16 protein-coding genes and 1 tRNA gene are annotated in these 20,077 nt (G+C 31.1%); 6 read left to right on the top strand and 11 right to left on the bottom strand.

Going from position 1 to position 20,077, the window contains the following annotated elements:
- Positions 1-55: 55 nt before the first annotated feature.
- The 3 genes from serS (at position 56) to RF683_RS09815 (ending at position 4,357) form a co-directional block, all read left to right on the top strand.
- Positions 56-1,327 carry a serine--tRNA ligase gene (gene serS, locus RF683_RS09805; RefSeq protein ID WP_309532107.1) on the top strand — a complete coding sequence of 424 codons (1,272 nt, stop codon included), beginning with the start codon at positions 56-58 and terminating at the stop codon, positions 1,325-1,327.
- Positions 1,328-1,395: 68 nt separating this feature from the next.
- Complete coding sequence (locus RF683_RS09810) at positions 1,396-3,180, top strand: tetratricopeptide repeat protein (RefSeq protein ID WP_309532108.1); 1,785 nt, start codon at positions 1,396-1,398, stop codon at positions 3,178-3,180.
- Positions 3,181-3,211: 31 nt separating this feature from the next.
- Positions 3,212-4,357 carry a cystathionine gamma-synthase gene (locus tag RF683_RS09815; RefSeq protein WP_309532109.1) on the top strand — a complete coding sequence of 382 codons (1,146 nt, stop codon included), beginning with the start codon at positions 3,212-3,214 and terminating at the stop codon, positions 4,355-4,357.
- Positions 4,358-4,414: 57 nt separating this feature from the next.
- Here the strand turns inward: RF683_RS09815 and RF683_RS09820 are convergent, their stop codons facing one another.
- Positions 4,415-5,020 carry a 50S ribosomal protein L25/general stress protein Ctc gene (locus RF683_RS09820; RefSeq protein WP_309532110.1) on the bottom strand — a complete coding sequence of 202 codons (606 nt, stop codon included), beginning with the start codon at positions 5,018-5,020 and terminating at the stop codon, positions 4,415-4,417.
- 24 nt (positions 5,021-5,044) lie between these two features.
- Positions 5,045-5,986 (bottom strand): ribose-phosphate pyrophosphokinase, encoded by a 942-nt coding sequence (locus RF683_RS09825; RefSeq protein ID WP_309532111.1) that lies wholly within the window; start codon positions 5,984-5,986, stop codon positions 5,045-5,047.
- Between the two features lie 211 nt (positions 5,987-6,197).
- Between RF683_RS09825 and RF683_RS09830 the strand changes: the two genes are divergently transcribed.
- Positions 6,198-6,277: transfer RNA gene (locus RF683_RS09830), tRNA-Leu, on the top strand.
- Here the strand turns inward: RF683_RS09830 and RF683_RS10300 are convergent.
- From RF683_RS10300 to RF683_RS09840, 3 genes are all read right to left on the bottom strand, one after another.
- Positions 6,231-7,874, bottom strand: a complete 1,644-nt coding sequence (locus RF683_RS10300) for a recombinase family protein (protein ID WP_408733702.1) — start codon at positions 7,872-7,874, stop codon at positions 6,231-6,233. The genes RF683_RS09830 and RF683_RS10300 overlap by 47 nt on opposite strands.
- On the bottom strand, positions 7,864-8,028 hold the full coding sequence (locus tag RF683_RS09835; protein WP_309532112.1) for a hypothetical protein: 165 nt from the start codon (positions 8,026-8,028) through the stop codon (positions 7,864-7,866). The genes RF683_RS10300 and RF683_RS09835 overlap by 11 nt, the downstream gene beginning before the upstream one ends.
- A gap of 64 nt (positions 8,029-8,092) precedes the next feature.
- Complete coding sequence (locus RF683_RS09840) at positions 8,093-8,953, bottom strand: hypothetical protein (protein ID WP_309532113.1); 861 nt, start codon at positions 8,951-8,953, stop codon at positions 8,093-8,095.
- A gap of 83 nt (positions 8,954-9,036) precedes the next feature.
- On the opposite strand from RF683_RS09840, the gene RF683_RS09845 reads away from it, so the two are divergent.
- Together RF683_RS09845 and RF683_RS09850 are read left to right on the top strand one after the other, a co-directional pair.
- Positions 9,037-9,465: a hypothetical protein gene (locus tag RF683_RS09845; protein WP_309532114.1), complete on the top strand. Its 429-nt coding sequence runs from the start codon at positions 9,037-9,039 to the stop codon at positions 9,463-9,465.
- 4 nt (positions 9,466-9,469) lie between these two features.
- Positions 9,470-9,781, top strand: a complete 312-nt coding sequence (locus RF683_RS09850) for a hypothetical protein (protein WP_309532115.1) — start codon at positions 9,470-9,472, stop codon at positions 9,779-9,781.
- Between the two features lie 201 nt (positions 9,782-9,982).
- Here the strand turns inward: RF683_RS09850 and RF683_RS09855 are convergent, their stop codons facing one another.
- The 6 genes from RF683_RS09855 to RF683_RS09880 all read right to left on the bottom strand — a co-directional run bounded on the left by RF683_RS09855 (position 9,983) and on the right by RF683_RS09880 (position 20,071).
- A complete protein-coding gene (locus RF683_RS09855; RefSeq protein ID WP_309532116.1) occupies positions 9,983-10,126 on the bottom strand; it encodes a hypothetical protein in 144 nt (47 codons plus the stop codon).
- A gap of 115 nt (positions 10,127-10,241) precedes the next feature.
- A complete protein-coding gene (locus RF683_RS09860) occupies positions 10,242-11,273 on the bottom strand; it encodes a tetratricopeptide repeat protein (protein ID WP_309532117.1) in 1,032 nt (343 codons plus the stop codon).
- Positions 11,274-11,373: 100 nt separating this feature from the next.
- Positions 11,374-12,942, bottom strand: coding sequence for a helix-turn-helix domain-containing protein (locus RF683_RS09865; RefSeq protein WP_309532118.1), 1,569 nt, complete (start codon positions 12,940-12,942; stop codon positions 11,374-11,376).
- Positions 12,943-13,021: 79 nt separating this feature from the next.
- Positions 13,022-17,194, bottom strand: a complete 4,173-nt coding sequence (locus RF683_RS09870; protein ID WP_309532119.1) for a T9SS type B sorting domain-containing protein — start codon at positions 17,192-17,194, stop codon at positions 13,022-13,024.
- Between the two features lie 73 nt (positions 17,195-17,267).
- Positions 17,268-19,121, bottom strand: coding sequence for an OmpA family protein (locus RF683_RS09875; protein ID WP_309532120.1), 1,854 nt, complete (start codon positions 19,119-19,121; stop codon positions 17,268-17,270).
- 14 nt (positions 19,122-19,135) lie between these two features.
- A complete protein-coding gene (locus RF683_RS09880; RefSeq protein ID WP_309532121.1) occupies positions 19,136-20,071 on the bottom strand; it encodes a PorP/SprF family type IX secretion system membrane protein in 936 nt (311 codons plus the stop codon).
- Between the last annotated feature and the right edge of the window lie 6 nt (positions 20,072-20,077).

Raw genomic sequence — 20,077 nt, forward strand, 5'->3', positions numbered from 1 at the left:
TATAGTAGACTTTTTTAGTACAATTTACTACATTTGCTATCCAAAATAATTCATTATGTTACAAGTACATTTTATTAGAGAAAACAAAGAAGAAGTTGTTAGCAGATTAGCCAAAAAGAATTTTGATGCTGTTACAATTGTCAATCTTGTGGTTGAATTAGACGAAAAAAGAAGAGCTACGCAAGTGGAATTAGACAATCTTTTAGCCGAATCTAATAAAATTTCCAAAGACATTGGTGAATTAATGAAAAATGGCGAAAAAGCAAAAGCCGAAATTTTAAAAGAAAAAACATCTCAAATCAAGGAAAAAACTAAAGAGCTAAATGATGTATTAAATGAAACATCTGGCTTACTTCAAGAAGAACTCTATAAACTTCCAAATTTGCCAGCTGACATTGTACCTGCTGGAAAAACGGCTGAAGATAATTTGAATGTTTTTCAAAAAGGAACAATTCCTGTGTTACACGAAGGTGCTTTACCGCATTGGGAGTTAGCAAAAAAATATGACATCATTGATTTTGAATTAGGTGTAAAAATTACAGGTGCAGGATTCCCAGTATATAAAGGCAAAGGTGCTAAATTACAACGTGCTTTGATTACCTATTTTTTAGACAAAAACACCGAAGCGGGTTACCAAGAATACCAAGTGCCTCACGTAGTAAACGAGGCGTCTGGATTTGGAACTGGGCAATTACCCGACAAAGAAGGACAAATGTATCATATTGGTGTAGACGACTTGTACTTGATTCCAACAGCTGAAGTTCCTGTTACCAATTTATTTAGAGATGATTTAGTGCAAGAAAGTGATTTACCAATTTTGTGTACGGGCTACACGCCTTGTTTTAGAAGAGAAGCAGGTTCATATGGCGCACACGTTAGAGGATTAAACAGATTACATCAATTTGACAAAGTAGAAATTGTACGCATTGAAAAACCTGAAAATTCGTATGCCGCCTTAGATGGTATGGTAGAACATGTGAAGGGTATCTTAGACGAATTACAATTGCCTTATAGAGTATTGCGTTTATGTGGTGGAGACATGAGTTTTGCTTCGGCATTAACTTACGATTTTGAAGTGTTTTCAACTGCTCAAGACAGATGGTTAGAAATTTCTTCAGTCTCTAACTTTGAGACATTTCAGGCTAATCGATTAAAATTAAGATATAAAGATACTAACGGTAAAAATCAATTAGCACATACTCTAAACGGAAGTTCTTTAGCTTTACCAAGAGTTTTAGCGGGTATTTTAGAAAATTATCAAACACCAGAAGGTATTGTAATTCCTGAAGTATTAAGAAAATACACGGGATTTGACATGATTAATTAATCGTAAAAAACATCCCAACCTTGCACTAAATTAACTAAAAATGGTTTAATTTAGTGCATTGTTTTTTTATGCATAGACTGTATTACATATTCGGATTGTTTTTTACCCTTTTTGTTTCGGCACAGAACGAACAATTAGCGCTTAATTATTTCGAAAAAGGCGAATATGACAAAGCCGCTGCATTATTTGAAGAAATTGCGATTAAACAACCTAGTAATTCTTTTTATATCCAAAAATTAGCTAGTTGTTACCAACAGCAACAAAATTATACTAAAGCGGAAGAATTACTTTTTTCAAAATACAAAAAATTCCCAGCACCTAGCTATTTAATTGAAATAGGGTACAATTACCAGTTGCAAAAAAATCAATCAAAAGCAACCAACTATTACGAAAAAGCACTTGCAACAATTCAAGAAAACGCAAATAACACCTATAGCGTGGCGCAAACTTTTGAACAAAAAAATTTATTGGAATGGGCTTATCGAACGTATGAATTAGGTCAAAAAACCAACTCAAATTTAAATTTTGACTACCAAATGGCTTTATTGCAGGGTCAAATGGGTAATTTAGACACCATGGTTAATAAACTCTTAGACTTTGCCTATTCTAATCCAAACAGCACTATTAATGTTCAAAATCAGCTTAACTTTTTTTTGCAAGAAGACACAGAAGGTACTTTTTTAGTGGCATTGAAAAAAGAATTATTGCTTCGCACACAAAAAAATCAAGCTGTTTATTGGAATCAGTTTTTAAGTTGGCTTTACATTCAACAAAAAGAGTACAACAAAGCTTTTATACAAGAAAAGGCTATTTATAAACGAAATCCAGAATCTTTTGAAGACATTATTCAGTTAGCACAACTTTGTATTAATGACAATGATTTAGAAACAGCCAGTATTATTTTTTCGTTTATTATTGAAAACACTTCTGACGAAGAAACGCTTATTTTGGCGCAGTATTACATATTGAAAAATAAAATTAATGTTGCAAAGCCTGAGAATTATTCAGAACTAAAAACAGAAATAGATGTGCAAATTGCGCGTTATAAAAATTCGCCTTTTGCTTTAGATTTACAACTCTTAGCGGCTCATTTTTACGCGTTTCATTTAAATCAAGTGGCTATTTCCAAAGAAATTTTAAACACTTTGCTTCAAACACCAATAAACACAAGGCAAAAAGCAAAAGTTAAAATGGAAACAGCAGATGTTTATGTTTATGATGAAAAATTTAATCAGGCCATTATTTATTATGCCCAAATAGAAAATGATTTACCAAATGATGAACTAGCTCACGAAGCTACTATGAAAATGGCTAAAACAAGCTTTTATAAAAAAGATTTTGATTGGGCAATGAAACAAGCCAAAGAATTAAAACAAGCGTCTACCTTACTTATTGCAAATGATGCAGTAGAATTATTTTTGCTAATTAGCGATCATTCTGCAGAAGATTCTTTGCGGGTTGCGCTTCAAGATTTTTCACATGCCGATTTTTTAGAATATCAAAATAAACCTAAAGAAGCATTAGTTGCTTTTTTACAGGTTTTAAAAAAACATAAAGGAACAAGCATTGAACCCGCAACGAGTTATAAAATAGCTCGTAATTATGAAAAAATAGCAGAATATGAACAAGCCTTGAGCTATTACAAGCAAGTATTAGAACTCCATAAAGATTGTATTTACATAGATGAAGCCTTATTTTTTAGTGCTGAAATTTTTAGAAAATATAAAAGTGACAATAAAAAAGCAAAAGACTATTATGAAAAAATTGTATTGGAGCACCCTGATAGTATTTATTTCACAGAAGCTCGTGTGCAATACCGACTTTTGAGAGGAGATAAACCCGAAGGGAGTTAAAATGTTTTTATATTTGTAAAAAAAATAACTAATGAAATTTAACACCAAAGTAATTCACGGTAATCAACACCACGATCCTAGTACAGGTGCAGTAATGCCTCCCGTGTATCAAACTTCTACCTTTGTACAAAAAAGCCCTGGTCAGCCCATTGGCGATTATGAATATAGTCGTGCTGCTAATCCAACTCGTACAGCATTAGAAGACGCATTAGCGAGCATTGAAAACGGCACAAGAGGGTTAGCTTTTTCTTCTGGATTAGCAGCTACAGATAGTGTATTGAAATTATTAAAACCAGGTGATGAAGTCATTGCGATGGACGATTTATATGGTGGTACTTATCGTATGTTTGCGCGTATCTATCAAGAATTTGGTATAAAATTCCATTTTGTGGATATGAACGATTTAGCCAAATTTGAATCCTTGATAAACGTAAACACCAAACTTGTTTGGGTAGAAACCCCTACTAACCCGTTAATGAAATTAGCTGATATTGCTGAAATAGCAAAAATTACAAAAAAACACCACTTGTTATTTGCCGTTGACAATACATTTGCAACACCTTATTTACAAAAACCATTAGATTTAGGGGCAGACATTGTGATGCATTCAGCAACTAAATATTTAGGTGGTCACAGTGATGTTATTGCAGGTGCTTTAATTGTAAAAGACGCTGACTTAGGTGAAAAATTACATTTTGCACAATTTGCCACTGGAGGTACTTTAGGACCAATGGATAGTTATCTGGTTTTAAGAGGAATTAAAACCTTACATTTACGCGTTCAAAGACATTGTGAAAATGGTGCTAAAGTAGCCGCTTATTTAGCACAACACCCTAAAGTAGCTCGTGTATTTTACCCAGGCTTAGAAAATCATCCCTACCATGAAATTGCTAAAAAGCAAATGATTGGTGGTTTTGGCGGAATGGTATCTTTCACTTTTACATCGCACGCTAAAGCCGATGCTATTTCTTTTTTAGAAAAATTAAAGGTGTTCACCTTAGCTGAATCATTAGGTGGAGTAGAATCATTGGCCAATCATCCTGCATTAATGACACACGCTTCTATACCTGAAGACAAACGCAAAGAAATTGGAATCACCGATGATTTAGTGCGTTTAAGTGTGGGTGTTGAAGATATCGATGATTTACTAGCTGATTTAGAACAGGCTTTTAAATAAAAACAAAAATCCCGATGCAAGCATCGGGATTTTTTATGTTGAAAAATAACCGTTTGATTATTTTTTCTTTTTTGCTCCTTTTTCTGCTTTTGCAGCTTCTTGAGCAGCTTTCATTGCCGCACGAGAAATTCTTACTTGACAAACCACAGTATTGTCTGGGTGAAGGATTTTGAAGTTTTTTGCTTCTAATTTAGTAACATATAATTTGTTACCCATTTCTAATTCAGAAATGTTTGCTTCAACAAAATCAGGTAAGTTTGCTGGTAACGCTCTTACTTTTAATTTACGTTGGTTTAAACGTAAAACACCTCCTAAAAGTACACCTGGTGAAGTTCCTGTGATTTTAACAGGCACCTCCATAGTGATTTCTTTAGCCGCGTCTAATTGGTAGAAATCTACGTGTAAAATTTTGTCTGAAACTGGGTGAAATTGAATGTCTTGTAAAATACCTTCCATTTTTTTACCCCCTTCTAATTCAATTACTACAGTGTGCGCTTCTGGAGTATAAACTAATTTTGAAAATGCTTTTTCATCAGCACTAAAATGAACTGGGTTTTGTCCTCCGTATAATACGCAAGGAACCATTCCAGCATTACGTAAGGCTTTTGTCGAAACTTTACCTACGCTTTCTCTTTCTGATCCTTTGATCGTAATTGATTTCATAAGAAATAAATTAAAAATTAAAAATTACATTAAAAACTTTCCACTAATGGAATTATTGTTTTGAACCATGTGCATTACTTCTGCAAATAATGGTGCACAGCTCACTACTTTTATTTTTGTTGATTCTTTCTTTAATGGAATAGAATCTGTTACTATCAATTCTTCTAACTTTGAGTTTTCAATTTTCTCATATGCTGTACCCGATAAAATCGCGTGCGTACAAATAGCCCTTACACTCAATGCTCCTTTTTCAATCATAACATCAGCTGCTTTAGCTAATGTGCCTCCTGTGTCAATCATGTCATCAACAAGTATTACATGTCTTCCTCTTACCTCACCTATCAACTCCATTGTGTCAATTACATTAGCTTGTTTGCGTTGTTTGTAACAAATTACCACATCAGATTGTAGAAATTTAGAATACGCATACGCTCTTTTTGAACCGCCCATGTCTGGCGATGCAATGGTTAAATTCTCTAATGCCAAACTTTTTACATACGGCAAAAAGATGGTTGAGGCAAACAAATGATCTACTGGCTTTTCAAAAAACCCTTGAATTTGATCGGCATGTAAATCCATAGTCATTATTCTTGTTGCCCCTGCAGCTTCTAGCAATTTAGCCACTAACTTTGCACCTATTGGCACTCTTGGCTTGTCTTTTCTATCTTGTCTTGCCCAGCCAAAATAAGGAATTACGGCAGTAATGTGGCGTGCAGAAGCACGTTTTGCTGCATCAATCATTAGTAATAATTCCATCAAGTTATCTGAACTTGGAAAAGTGGAACAAACTAAAAATACGCGTAGACCTCTAATCGACTCTTCAAAAGAAGGCTGAAACTCTCCGTCACTATATTTTGAGAACGTTACTTTACCTAGCGGAACACCATATTCTTTGGCAATTTTTTCCGCTAAGTACACACTTTGAGAACATGCAAATATTTTTGCTTCTGGCTCGTTGTATGACATTTTATTCTGTTGTTTTTGTCCGCTACACTTATACACTTCAATTTTTACTTTAGTAAAATCTAATGCATTAAGCGCCTCGGGTGTAGTTAGTTAGTTGTTGTGTTGTGCAATTCGGGTGCAAAGTTAGCAATTATATTGAACTCTGAAAGTTATTTTTTAAGTATTTTTAGGATAAAATTCGAAAGTTTATTTATATTTGCACTCCTTAAATGCCTTGGTGGCGGAATTGGTAGACGCGCACGACTCAAACTCGTGTTCTTCGGAGTGTGGGTTCGATTCCCACCCAAGGTACTGCATGGGACTTATCAAATTTTTCTTGGTAAGTCCCTTTCTTTTTTGATTTGTAATTTATTGAAAAAGAGTTAGTTAAATAAAATAATGCTCCTGTTTTTGAAGTTAGATATTCTCTGTTTTTTACCGAATAACGTAACCCTTCTGGAAACAGCAATTTTTGAAACACTCTTTTTTGATTATATTCTAAACTTTCATAGAATTTACTGGGGTTGACAGCGATTTTTGTAAAATATTTTATAGCTTTATCGTGGTTAGATTTTTTTGTTGGTAAATTTTCAATTTCTACTAATTTTTGATTGTATTGCTCTTTTAATTTTTGATTTTGTCTTTCAAAAATATCTTTTGATATTTCGTTTATTGCAAATCGATATTCCATTAAATCCATTTTATCTCTCAAATCATTTATCTCTGAAGTCAATATTCTTTTCTTATCTATTGAGTGGTCTTTTTCGTGTTCCAATATCGATTTTAACTGTTCAACGAATAATTCTTTCAGTGTATTGTCTAATTTTAGATTGTCAATTATTTTTAAAAATGCTGGATTAACACCGTCGTGAATGGAGCTTGACTTTGTTTCTGCATTTGCTGTTTTGTTACAACAATTGCATTTATAATAAAATAAATTTTTCTTCTTATTTTTATAGGCGGTCATTGTATTATCACAATCACCGCATATTAAATATTTTGGAACTAGTGGCGTTTCTATTTTTCCACTTAACTTTTGAATTCCAATTTTTGTTGTGCCATTAATAATATTTTGTAGCTTTTGAAATTCAGCTTTTGAAATCAATGGTTCCCAATCTCCTTTGATATAGGTGTCGTCTAACAGGGAATTGCATACCCGCCCTGCATAAAATTCATTTCTCCACATGTTGGCTAATGATTGATACGGCATTCTTATTCCTTTTGATGCTAACCAATCAATAATTTGTTTATCAGTGTAGGATTCATATATTTTTCTTCTAAAAGCTTCTTTATAGATAAGTCCTTCCTTATTTACCTTAATTTCTTGTTTAGCTTGAACAAATTCTGGCTTTTTTACTCTTGGGCCATAATGGTCATATCCTTTGGGTGTTCTACCAAATAATTTACCATTGTTTAATGCATTTATCAATCCAGGAATAATAGTATCTTGTCGGTTGAAATTTTCTTTTTGTGCATAGAGTAGTTGTGTAGAAAATTCGTTTTCTGCACGTTCATTAAAAGTATTATGACCTGAACTAACCGAGTATAAGTAAACATTAAACTCCTTTCTTAAACTGACAAATAATTGAATGTGTTCTGCTCCTGCTCTTCCAAATCGACTGGGAGACCAAATTAATATTATCTTGGGTCTTTTTGAAAAATGCGTTTTTTTCAATTTGTTTATGAGTTCCTTAAGCGTACTTTGGGTATTGATTTTTTTTGAACTTTCATATTCTGCATCAAATTCTTCTGCAATATGAAGCGCATTTTCTTTAGCAAAGTTTTTTATTCTTTTGACTTGAGTTTCTATACTCCCGTTATTCATGAATTGTTCTTTAGTTGAAACTCTGGTATAAGACCATACAGTAGCTCCAAAAAAATCTTTTAATTGAAGGTTTTTAGTTTTCATCTTTTGTTTTCTCTAGTATTAATTTTGTAAATTCATAAAGTTGTATAGAAAGTTCATACAGTGTTTCTTCGTCAACATTTTTTATATACTTTTTTAAAATTTCGGGTGTAAGCAATTGTTCATTGCATCCATCTTGAGTGTATTCTTGGCCCATATCTTGTTAAGGATAAAACGGGCTGAATTTTCAGGAACCGAATAAGTTCTACATTATTCATATATTATGCTTTTATTGTTACTTTATAATTTCCTTGACTTCTTTTTTCTATGGTTAATCTTGAACCTGCAGGGAGATTATTTGTCAAGAAAAATTTTGCCAACTCCTCTGTTTTTTTGTGTTCTTCCGTTATTTTAATAATTTTTGGCAAACCGTTTTGTTGTAATTCAATCTCTAACAGCTTTGGTTTATCAAAAAACAACACCCTTCGAATTTGATTTTCTACTGTAGATAAGTACTCTAAATCTGAATTACTTCTTTCGATTTCAATTCCCAATAATTTGGTAAGTAGTGGTAAAAAAGGAATTACTATTAATGTTTCGCCATAGTACAGGTTATTCAAATCTGTTATTACTCCAATAGTATTGTAATTGAAGGTATGATCACCAGTTCTTGGGCAGTAAACGAATGAAACAATGCTTTTATTTGAAGTAAAACAAGCTTTAAAAGCATCTGTAAATGGATTGAGCTCTCTTCTAAAAATTGTGTCCATAATGTATTCAAAATGCAAATAGTTTTCTAACGCATCCCTAACTTCTTGACTCAATTTTTTTTCTTTTAATTCTCTTTTAAAAACAGCATCAGCATATTTTTCTTCAAATGGTTTTATCCAAATATCTTCCGATAAGCTTTTTAGCTTTGTTGTGTCGATACCAATGCTTGACAATTCATTAATTATTAAAATCCAAAGAGCCTCCTGCATATCCATAAACCCTTTTTTTTCTTTTTTAAAAAAGGGTAAAATATTTCTACTTTTCCAATAGTTAACTTGTCTAGAAGTAATTCCCAGATGCTTCTCTGGCAGTAAGTATTTTTCAGAAATTAACGCACCGAATTTTATTAGCTCCCTTTCTTTTTTTGTCATAATTTAGAAAATTTATGTTTAAAAATATTTACCATTTGGTAAATATATAAATAATTTTTTATATTTGAAAAAAAATTAAAAATATGGTTAGAACAAAAAAACAACATAATAGGATTTCAAACCGAACTTATCCATCAAAATTATGTAAAAAAGAGGGGTGTATGATGGAATTTATACCAACAGATAGTCGACAGGTATATTGCTGTTCGCAACACCGAATAGATAGCAATAATGACAAGCGAAAAGTAATCGATAAATTTGAAAGTGAATTTACAAAAAAAGCTAAAAAAAACAGATTTGTTTTAATAAAAATTTCTGAATCTGATTATTATAAAAAGCGAGGCTATGTCGAAAAAGGACTTCTAGTATATGAAGGCTACGAATTGCCTGTTTACCACAGTAAGGAGCTAGAACATGGAACAAATCGTGAAATACTAGTATGTTATGAATATGGCTTGATTTTAATAGATGCCAGTAAAGAAATATATAAAATCGACATTATAGAAAAATAATATTATGATAAAGATACAAAACAGAGTTCCCACAACTGCAGAATTATTTCCCATTGCATACCAACAAGATTTAATGAAAAAACAAGCAGAACATTTTATAGATAATATTATTACAAATGGAAACGTAGTAAGTGGTTACGAAAATATGCCATTGGAATTTCCAAAAACAATGGAAAATTCGTCGCTTATAATAAACACTAAACCACCAAAAATTTACATTGTTAGTTATTTAAAAAAACAATTGGAAACCATTATTGTTAGTAGGTATTGGTGTTGGAGTTTTGGTAACAATTTATCATCATACAAAACAACGTAAAGAGAATAAAAAGCGCTTAACCAAAACCCCTAAATCAACTAATTTGTAATTAACAAAAAATGTAAATTACTGTATTTCAATAGGTTTCAATATATTTTAATGTAAATCATTACAAATCAATATGTAACTATTTGCATTTCTTTCCAATATAAAATTAACTTTTTGTGTGCCCTTTTTTTATATCCATTATTCTATTATGATTTATGGAGTTACCAATTCTGCTAATTTAGAAGCAATTTCTTCGATGGTATCATAAATTGTACTTATCCCACTTCTCGAACCAAGTAAGGGACCAACTTCTCTTAACGCTTCAAAAGTTGTGTTGTGAACAATAGGAACTAACAAATCATGAGCTAAAAGAGCAGAAAGTTCTTTATCGGTTATTCCTTCATTTTGTAAACGGTTAATAAATTTTGGAGTCTACTAGGCGATGAAGTACGACAAATATTTAATAAAAAATCTATTTTAAAAAATTTGAATTTATTTGTTTAATTTTAACTTCTAAAATTTGAATAGATTTGTTTATTTTATTGCTTAAAAACAAGAAAACAAGTGCAACAATAACGCCTGAAGCAACAAAAAAAATTAACCAAAAATTTGAAAATTCAGAATTACTTTTGTTTTCCAAATTAGTATAATTTTCTGCCAATAAATTTTCAATGGAAGCACGTTCATTTTCTTTTAACTTTGTTTGTGTTTGTATTAATTTTAATTGATACGATTGATATTTTTCAGTATTGTTAAGCGCTAGATAATTTTCTGACAATCCCTTATATATTTCTTCGTTTAAGACTAAATCATTTACTTTGTTTGCAATCCTATATGCATGATTTAATTCGGTAATTGCAGCTTCATATTTTCCATATAATTTGTATATTTGTGCAATTCCTTTTAATGCAAAAGCTTCTAAGCTCTTTGCATTTACTTTTTTGGCAAAATATAATGCTTCTTTAAAACTTTGCTCTGCAAGTTTGTTTTGTCCATTTAAAATATAACAGTTTCCTTTATTGTATTTTGCGATACTAATTCTTGATGCATTTTCAAGCGCTTTGTTATTTAGACTTAATTCTTTAATTCCTTTGTCAAAAAAACTAATCGCTATGTCACAATTTAATTTTTCTTTATAAATAAAACCTCTTACAATATAATTTACACCTAAAAAACTATTAACGGAATCTGGAATGGGGTATTCTAAACACATTTTTTCAGCACGATCTAAATAAGTTATAGCGCTTTCATAAATATTGAGTTGATGATATTGGATGCCAGCTTTTGTGTCTATAGAAATTTTTAATAATTTGTTTTCTGATTTTGGCAATAATTCTAAAGCTTTAATTAAAAATTTAAGAGATTTTTGATAATTTCGTTTTGATGAATATCCATCAGAAATTAATTTATAAGCTCTGATTTTTAAATCGGTATTGTTTCCAGACAATTGAATAATCTTTAATCCAGTAGCTATAACTTTGTCTGGATTTTCATACATTTCCATGTTGGAATTTTTTATTAATTGTTCTATTTTTTTTTGATTTTGAGCAACGATAGTAAAACAATTATAGAGAAATAATAAAACGATTAAAAGGTGTGTTTTTTTATTCATTTTCAGGAGATGTTATGAAGGTATCATTTGTTTCGTTTTTAAGCAATTCAATAAACTTTATAGGAGAAATTCCAATAGTTGATTTAAAAACAGTAGCAAAGCTACTATGAGAAGAAAAACCAGATATTTCAGCCAAATAGCTTATTTTATAATTACAAAAATTAGGTTCTTTTTTTAACTTATCTACAATAAAATTAATTCGCAAATTATTGATATAAGTATTAAAATTTATATTGTAGTGTTTGTTTATAATCTCTGATAGATATTTAGTGTTGGTTTCAAATTGACCCGCTAATACGGCAAGCGAAATATCTTTATTTGTAAATTTTTTTGTTGTTTCAAATTTTTTGAGTTTGTTTAAAATAAGTTGTTCGGTTTCAGCACGAATTGCATTTTTTTTATTTATAGTATCAAATTCTTCAGGAATACTTAATATTGAATGATTTGAAAAGTCTAAGTATCTAAAAATTTCTTCAAGACGTTTTTTATATAAAAATTTCTTGTATGTAAATAAACCAAAAATAAAAAAAGACAGTATAAAAATGCCTATACTAAAGTAAAGTTTAAAATTATACTCTTTTTTCTTTAAACTATAGTCATTAATGTATTCGGAATTAATCAAATTGTATACTGTATTTATAGCTTCTTTTTCTTCTTTTTCAATTTCGTTTTGTATGGTTAGAAGTTTTGTGTTTAGTAACTTATAATCTTGTCTTTTATTTAGAGCTAAATAACTCAATGCTAAAGTTTCGGTGTTGTTTTCTAATAGATAATTATTATCTATTAGAGTTATCAATTTTTTTATTTTTAGTGCATTTTCAATAGCATTAAAATAATCTCTTTGATAAAAATAATGCTTAGCAATCAAATTCCACACCTGTATCTCAAAATAAGCATCTTTTTGATTTATTAATTTTTTTAGTTCATCAATAATGTAGGCATTTGATTCAAATTTTCCAAGATATATATTTATCTCGGACCTTATAAGTAGAAGCCGTTTTTTACTTTCAATATTTTTTTCTAATAAATATTGAATATGTTTTTTTTCTATTATTTTATGTGCTTTTTTGTACTCTTTTTTATGCAATAACAGTTCTAATTCTTGAAATAAAATTTCTGCTTTAATTTCATTAAAGTTATTAATGTTTTTTATTTTTTTTATGTCAATAAGTGCTTTATTTAAATAATTAAAACTCTGTTTGTGTAAATAAATGGATTTTAATAGTGCAGCTTTTTCAATGTTTATTTTCACATTTTGATACACTGATTTTTTATCAACGTAAGCATTTGCAGCAAATAAATAATTAGAAGCATTAGTATAATCGCCTAATAAACTATAGATTTTGTAAACTAATAAATTAAGTTTTATTTTTTCATTATTTGTATTTGCCTCTTTTAGTAGTAGCAATGCTATTTTTAAAGATTCATGTGGCTGAGATATATATTCATTTTGCGCTTTGGAAATTAATAATTGTTGTTTTAGAGTAGTCTGACCACATAATTTATTTTGAGGGAATAAAATTAAACAGACAATAACAAATGCTAACAATTTGTATCTCATAGCCAATAGAAAATTAGACAATATCAGATTTATTTAAATACAAATGTAGCTATTTTAATAAAAATAATATATTTTTAAACTATCGTTTTAAAGAAAAGTGAGCTTTAAATTGTTTTTGTATTTCATTTTCTTTGTATTCTACCGTGAACCAATAATCCGTTGATGGTAAAATTTCCCCATTATATGTTCCATCCCATCCCATTCCGTCTGTAAATAATTGTTTGATCAGCTTACCATATCTGTCAAAGATAAACACTTTAGCATCTGACTGGTTCATGCCAATAATATTCCAGGTATCATTATATCCATCTCCATTTGGAGTAAAATACTTTGGATAATCAATAACTAACAATTCTTGGGTTAGATCTGTACATCCTTCAACATCTACAACAGTTATTGTATGTAAGCCACTACTTACAGCTGTAAAAACATTAGATTGTTGTAATGCCCCCTGATCTAACTGATACATAAAGATTCCATTACCACCTGTAACAGTTACAGTAATAGTTGTATTTTCACTAAAATAATCGCTTTGTGTAGTTGAAAAACTTGTAGCTGGATTAGTAGCTGTAATTGTTGCACTTACGCTTGGAGAAACGCAGTTTGTGGTACTATTTGTAGCCACAACGTTATAAACTCCAACTTGGTCTGCAACATATGTTGCATGGTTTGAATTGGCTATTGGATTGCCTTCAAAAAACCAAAGAAAATTATAATTTGTATTATCTAAACCTGAATCTAGTAGGTAAGTTTGGAATGTATTTCCTGCTGCATCAACACATATTGTTCCATCTTCTAATGTAACTTTAGGTAATGGATTTACATATACTCTTATTGTAATAGGTGTTCCAGAACAATTATTTAAAACAGGAGTTATAGTATAGTCTACATAGCCTCGTATGTCAGTAATTGTTGTTAAAGTTTGTTGAATAGATAATGATGATCCTGTAGAAGTTCCAGCAATAGCGCCTGATACACCAAAAGGAAAAATATCCCAATTAAATATAGTAGAGGAATTATATGCTGAAACACTAATAAATGTAGATTCGCCACTACACAAATCAGGATGTGTAGCGTTGCCAAATAACTCAGGTACTGGATTAATCGTTACAGTTATTCTTTGTGGTACACCTGTACACCCATTCACACTAGGCGTTACTTCGTATATGACAATACCTTGTGATAATCCAGTAGTTGTTAATGTTTGATTAATTGCGTTGCCAGTTCCATTTAATGCACCACTAACCCCAACATTACTGATAACAGACCACGTGTAAACCGTGTTATTGATTGATCCTGAAAACGAAATATTAGTTGTGGATCCAGAACAAATTGTTTGAGAACTAGGACTAATCACAACATTTGGAATAGGTTTGACCGTAACAACAACAGTAACAGGTGTTCCAACACATCCATTTGCTTCCGCAACAATTACATAAGTCACATGACCATTTGATATTTGACTTGGATTTAAAATCAATGTTTGATTGATATTTGTAGCACCAAAACCTGTAATAGAATCAGATTGTCCAGTAACTGAAGTTGCAGTAGCTGTCCATGAAAAGGTAGTTCCTGGAACATTACTGCTTAAAGAAATATTTGTTGTGCCTCCAGAACAAAAACTTTCAGATGTAATACTAGTTATAACAGTAGGTAATGGATGAATAATTATGGTCATTTGAGTGTTTAATGCGCATTGTCCTGGATTTGGAGTAAATTCATAGGTTGCATTGTTTGTCGTACTTGAAATTAATTGCCAAACCCCCACAATGCCATTAGTTGAAATTGTAGGAATATTAATTGTTGAACCTTGACAAACAGGAGCAACTTGTGCAAATAAAGGTAATATCCCATCTGTTACCTCTATAGTTCCTGTAGCAGCTATAGAACCACAACCACCTATAATAGGAATATTATAAGTATATATTCCTGTTGTGTTTGCTGTACCATTAATAGAAATAACATTTGCAGACCATGTGGCATAAATACCTGGTGGCAGGCCTAATGCTGTTCCAATTCCAGACGCTCCAATTGTATTATGTGTGATAGTTGGTAAAGTAGAATTGACACAAATAATTGGCATGCTTGATGCTTGTGAAACTATGTTTTCTGGATTTACTATAATAGTACCTATTGCATTAATATTACCACATCCTCCTGTCAAAGGAATTGAGTAGGAAAATATTCCTGTTGTGGTAGGTATACCACTAATTGAAATAGTATTTGCTGCCCAAATAGCCGTAATCCCAGGTGGTAAACCTAAAGCAATCCCGATACCTGTAGCTCCAGTTGTGTTATGTGTAATAACTGTTAACGGATTATTTATACATACTGTTGATGACGACGATGGAGCTGAAACAGAATTTACTTCATTTACTACAATTATTCCTGAAGCCGTAACTGCTCCACAACCACCTGTTAGTTCAATATTATAGTTATAGACGCCAGAAACTGTTGGTGTTCCAGTAATAGTTATAGTATTGGCTGACCAAGTGGCGGTTATTCCAGAAGGTAAGTTTGTTATAGTTCCAATGCCAGTAGCACCAGTTGTAGTATGCGTAATAGTTGATAATGGACTATTGATGCAAAGTGTTGGAGTTGCTGATGCATTTGTAACTGTATTTACTGGAATTACGGTTATTGTACCTGTTGCATTAATACTTCCACAATTTCCTAATATGGGAATTGAATAATTAAAAATTCCAATTTCTGTAGGAGTGCCACTAATTGTAATATTATTTCCAATCCAAGATGCGATTACTCCAGAGGGTAAGTTTATTGGTGCTCCAATTCCTGTAGCACCTGTAGTGCTATGAGTAATAGAAGGGAGTACTGTATTAATACAAAGAGTAGGGGAAGCAGAAGCAAAAGAGACACTGTTATTTGGCTCTACTATTATTGTTCCAGTTGCATTTATATTTCCGCAACCTCCTGTAAGTGGAATTGTATAATTAAACGTTCCAGATGTTGTAGGTGTGCCACTAATGATTACAGTATTTGTTGACCAGTTTGCGGTCACTCCTGTTGGTAAATTTATTGGTACACCAATACCTGTTGCTCCAGTAGTTGTGTGAATAATAGGCACTAATGCGTTGTTTATACATAAGGATGGTGTTGCAGAAGGTGCAGATGCATTATTATTGGGTGCTATAGAAATAGTTACAATATTGTTTAAATTTCGCGAACAAAGCGTTACATTTGATGTGTCTACAATTTTTACTTTTGTTAGGGTAAAAGTAGATGTAATAGTTAGAGGATTTGTAATAGTTGCTGCACCAGAATTATCAAGTGTTACAGTTTGAATTGTGCCATTGTTGATATTGTACTCAACAATAGAATTAGGTGTTCCAGTAATCGAGATTATTCCGTTTTCTGAACTACAAATTGTCGGTGTTGTTGTGTTAATTGTAGCATTTGGCACTTCATAAACTTTAAGCTGAAAACTTGTAATGGAGAAACAACCTGAAACATTGTTCTTTACTCTTGCAAAAATTGTCTGAGGATTAGATGTGTTTCCATATATATTTGGTAGAGGAGAAATACCATCGATGGCATTAGCGTTGGTTAAATAAAAGCTAACACTGTTGTTGATTAGATCTGAATTGATTTGACTTTTCAGATTGTTTAAATCAAAAATACCCACATTTGGGGTGACGCTACAAGCTCTGATTTCTCCTAATGAATTAGCTGTTGGTGAACTTGGAAAAGCACCTCCATTGTCCATTGCTGACCCTGTCCATTGTAATTGAAATCCACCATAACCTACAGGTCTATCAATTGCAATATAATAAAATTCTCCAGGCAACACATTTAGCCATCTAACGAATCCGTTGCCGTTAGCTCCTGGTCCTGATGTTGTAGTAACAGTCGTGCCAATCATTCCTGTTGCATTACTTGTAAGCCCTGCCAACAAAGGATTAGTAGTGCAACATCTAATTGGAGAACCTAAATTGGTACAAGACCTATTCGCGCCATAAACCCAAAAATCATAATCGACGTTTATGTCTGTATTTAGAGGTAATAAATTGAAACCAAGTGTACCTGCATTTATTATATTTATTTTGAGCCAAATGGAGTTGTGTTCAAAACCACTACAACCAGATACTTCTTGAATAGATCCTATGCCTGTAGCATTAGATGTAAATGTACCATTACCACATATTGTGATGGCATTTACACAGTCATTAGGTGTTTGGGCTACACTTATAAATGAAATTAAAAATAAAAAATGTATAAGTTTTAGAGGGTTCATTATTTATTAATAGGTGTTTATCTAAATAGTTTTTAAGGGTATAAATTAATAAATAATTTTGTTATGAACGTATTTATTTTTTTATTATAATGAATTCAGAACGTCTATTAATAGAATTTTCTTCTTCTGTACAATTTGGATTACACTTAATTTTTGGTTCAGAAAAACCATATCCTTTTCCATAAATACGATTTTTATTAATTCCTTTTGAAATAACATATTGGACAGTAGCCTGTGCTCGTTCTTCAGAAAGTTTTAAGTTGTAATTCAAATTTCCACTTGAATCTGTATGAGATTTGACAAAAATTATCATTGTTGGATTTGAGTTTAATAATTTTACAAGTTTATCTAATTGTGTTGCCCCTAAAGGCGTTATATTTGATTTATTAAATTCAAAATAAACGTCTCCTAAAAGCACTTCTTTGTCTGTAACTAGTATGTCTATAGGATTTAATTTTACAGGAATTTCTATTTTATTAATGTTTGATATAGCAATAGGCAAGGAAAAATTTTCATAGTTTTTAGCTATGATTTGTAGGGCATATGATTTGTCACATTCTAAATTCTGAAAACCATTTCCAGACGCATTTGTAGTCGTCGAAAATACAATAACATTATTTTCATCTAAAATGTTTATTTGAGCATTTTCTATGGCTTTGTTGGTTTTAGCATCTGTTACCAAAATATGCATTTCTATTCCACATAGTGGAGTTGCTTCATAAATAGCGTCATTACCATTTCTGTTGGATGCAAAAAAACCTTTATTCACCATAGAATTAAATGTAAACGAGAAATCATCTTTTTCAGAGTTAATAGGTTTGCCAATATTAATTGAATATGAATTATTTTCAACTTTAAAAATATCTAATCCTCCAAATCCAGACCAACCGGTAGAAGAAAAATATAACTCATTTTCACTTGAAATAAATGGAAAAACTTCTCTTGAAGGGGTATTAATTTTGTTGCCTAAATTTACAGGTGCTCCATATCCATTTTCTAGTACAGCTATTTTCCATATATCCGATTCACCAATTCCACCAGGCATATTAGAGGCAAAATATAATGTTTTACCATCTTTACTTAGTGCAGGATGAGTTACGGAATAAGAAACATTGTTGATTGGCAGACCTTCTATTATTTCCCATTTTCCATTTATTTTTTTTGCTTTATAAATGCCTAATTGCCCAATTTTTGCATTGTTACTTTTATCTTTATTATATAAATTAATACTGTGACTATCTCTAGCAAAATACATAGTGTTTCCATCTTCACTAATCGTTACAGGACCATCGTGATAGTTTGAATTTAATTCTTTAATCTCTTCTATATTTGAAAAACTACCATCTAAATTTCTAGTTGCTTTAAACATATCTATATATGGAGCATTAGACCATTTGTCTAATTTTCCGTTTTTTCTTGTACTAACCCAATAAAATTGGTTGTCAGTAGCCAGTAACCCAGCATAATCATTACTATTAGCTTCAGAGAGAGAAGTTTTTTCTATCTTATAATTAATTTTTGTATTAGTAAAAGCTGATTCTTGATTTTGAAAATATTCTTTTGATCTCACATCATTTGGAGCCAAAGTTGTAAACTTTAGCATTTGTTCATTAGATTCAGCGTTTTTTCCTAAAGATTTTAAAACTTGAGCATATCTAAAATATACCTCTGATTCACTATTATTTTCCACAACTTTTTCATACCATTTTGCAGCTTCAGTTATATTATATATATAATAATAACAATCTGCTAAATTGTTATAAACATGAGGGTTGTCTTGCTTGTTTTCTATTATTTTTAGGTATGAATTTATAGCATCTACATATTGATAAGATGCAAATAGTTGGTCAGCTTTTTTTATCGAGTTAGATTGTGAAAAGACAAGTTTGGATACTAATATTAAACTAAATAATAAATACTTTTTCATTTTTATGAACAAATTTAGAAAAATCGAGGTGAAACGGATACTTTTTTCATTTTATTTATATCAAATAACACTATAAACTCATGAGTAGCAGAAGTGGTAACTTTTAAATTGGAAGTTATATAATCATAAGCATATCCAATTTTAATATTTGGTGTAACTGCAAAATTAACTATCGCCCCGAAAGAATCTTCTAATCGATAAGAAATACCTGCTTCTAATTTATCAAAAAACAATGTATTTGCAGAAATATCTATAGATATAGGTGTGTTTAATGCATATTTTGCCATAAACGAAGGTTTGAATTTAACATTTTCATCTAATTGAAATACATATCCACCTGTTACAAAAGCATGTCGCTTTTCACTACCAAATTGATATACATTTCCGTTTTCTTTTAAAACTAAATGTTTAGCTTCAAGCATATTTGGAATAGAAGCTGCAAAATAATATTTATTTGTATAATAAAAAATACCAGTTCCAATGTTAAAATAGATATTATTAGAATTTTCTCTAAACGCCAAATCGTTTGGTTGTGGCACAAAACCATTTCCGATATCACTAAACAAACCTACATTATGAAAAGTTAATCCCGATTTTAAACCAAAAGCTAAACGATTAGACCCTCCTAAATTTAAGGTATATGAAAAATCTCCATAAACATTATTTTCTTCGACCGGACCAATTTTATCAGAGATAAACGAAAGACCTAATCCTACATTTTTACCCACAGGACTATGTATTGACATTGTCGCAGATTTTGGAGCCCCTTCAATTCCAACCCATTGTCTTCTGTATAATAAGCCTACAGATAAATTTTCTTTAGACCCCGCATACGCTGGATTGATCACATTCATATTATACATATATTGCGTGTAATGAGGGTCTTGTTGTGCTTTTGCCGAAATAATAAATAACGACAAAAGCAAACCAAGTATAATTTTATTTTTCATATATAA

Origin of the sequence: Flavobacterium sp. 20NA77.7, assembly GCF_031326205.1 — a bacterium.
Taxonomy (GTDB): domain Bacteria; phylum Bacteroidota; class Bacteroidia; order Flavobacteriales; family Flavobacteriaceae; genus Flavobacterium; species Flavobacterium nakdongensis.

Excerpts from the sequence above, each read along its gene's own strand:
- RF683_RS09865 (WP_309532118.1), bottom strand. The coding sequence starts at position 12,942 with ATGAGATACAAATTGTTAGCATTTGTTATTGTCTGTTTAATTTTATTC.
- RF683_RS09875 (WP_309532120.1), bottom strand. The coding sequence starts at position 19,121 with ATGAAAAAGTATTTATTATTTAGTTTAATATTAGTATCCAAACTTGTC.
- RF683_RS09840 (WP_309532113.1), bottom strand. The coding sequence starts at position 8,953 with ATGACAAAAAAAGAAAGGGAGCTAATAAAATTCGGTGCGTTAATTTCT.
- RF683_RS09825 (WP_309532111.1), bottom strand. The coding sequence starts at position 5,986 with ATGTCATACAACGAGCCAGAAGCAAAAATATTTGCATGTTCTCAAAGT.
- RF683_RS09845 (WP_309532114.1), top strand. The coding sequence starts at position 9,037 with ATGGTTAGAACAAAAAAACAACATAATAGGATTTCAAACCGAACTTAT.
- serS (WP_309532107.1), top strand. The coding sequence starts at position 56 with ATGTTACAAGTACATTTTATTAGAGAAAACAAAGAAGAAGTTGTTAGC.
- RF683_RS09850 (WP_309532115.1), top strand. The coding sequence starts at position 9,470 with ATGATAAAGATACAAAACAGAGTTCCCACAACTGCAGAATTATTTCCC.
- RF683_RS09880 (WP_309532121.1), bottom strand. The coding sequence starts at position 20,071 with ATGAAAAATAAAATTATACTTGGTTTGCTTTTGTCGTTATTTATTATT.
- RF683_RS09860 (WP_309532117.1), bottom strand. The coding sequence starts at position 11,273 with ATGGAAATGTATGAAAATCCAGACAAAGTTATAGCTACTGGATTAAAG.
- RF683_RS09835 (WP_309532112.1), bottom strand. The coding sequence starts at position 8,028 with ATGGGCCAAGAATACACTCAAGATGGATGCAATGAACAATTGCTTACA.
- RF683_RS09870 (WP_309532119.1), bottom strand. The coding sequence starts at position 17,194 with ATGAACCCTCTAAAACTTATACATTTTTTATTTTTAATTTCATTTATA.
- RF683_RS09820 (WP_309532110.1), bottom strand. The coding sequence starts at position 5,020 with ATGAAATCAATTACGATCAAAGGATCAGAAAGAGAAAGCGTAGGTAAA.
- RF683_RS10300 (WP_408733702.1), bottom strand. The coding sequence starts at position 7,874 with ATGAAAACTAAAAACCTTCAATTAAAAGATTTTTTTGGAGCTACTGTA.
- RF683_RS09810 (WP_309532108.1), top strand. The coding sequence starts at position 1,396 with ATGCATAGACTGTATTACATATTCGGATTGTTTTTTACCCTTTTTGTT.
- RF683_RS09815 (WP_309532109.1), top strand. The coding sequence starts at position 3,212 with ATGAAATTTAACACCAAAGTAATTCACGGTAATCAACACCACGATCCT.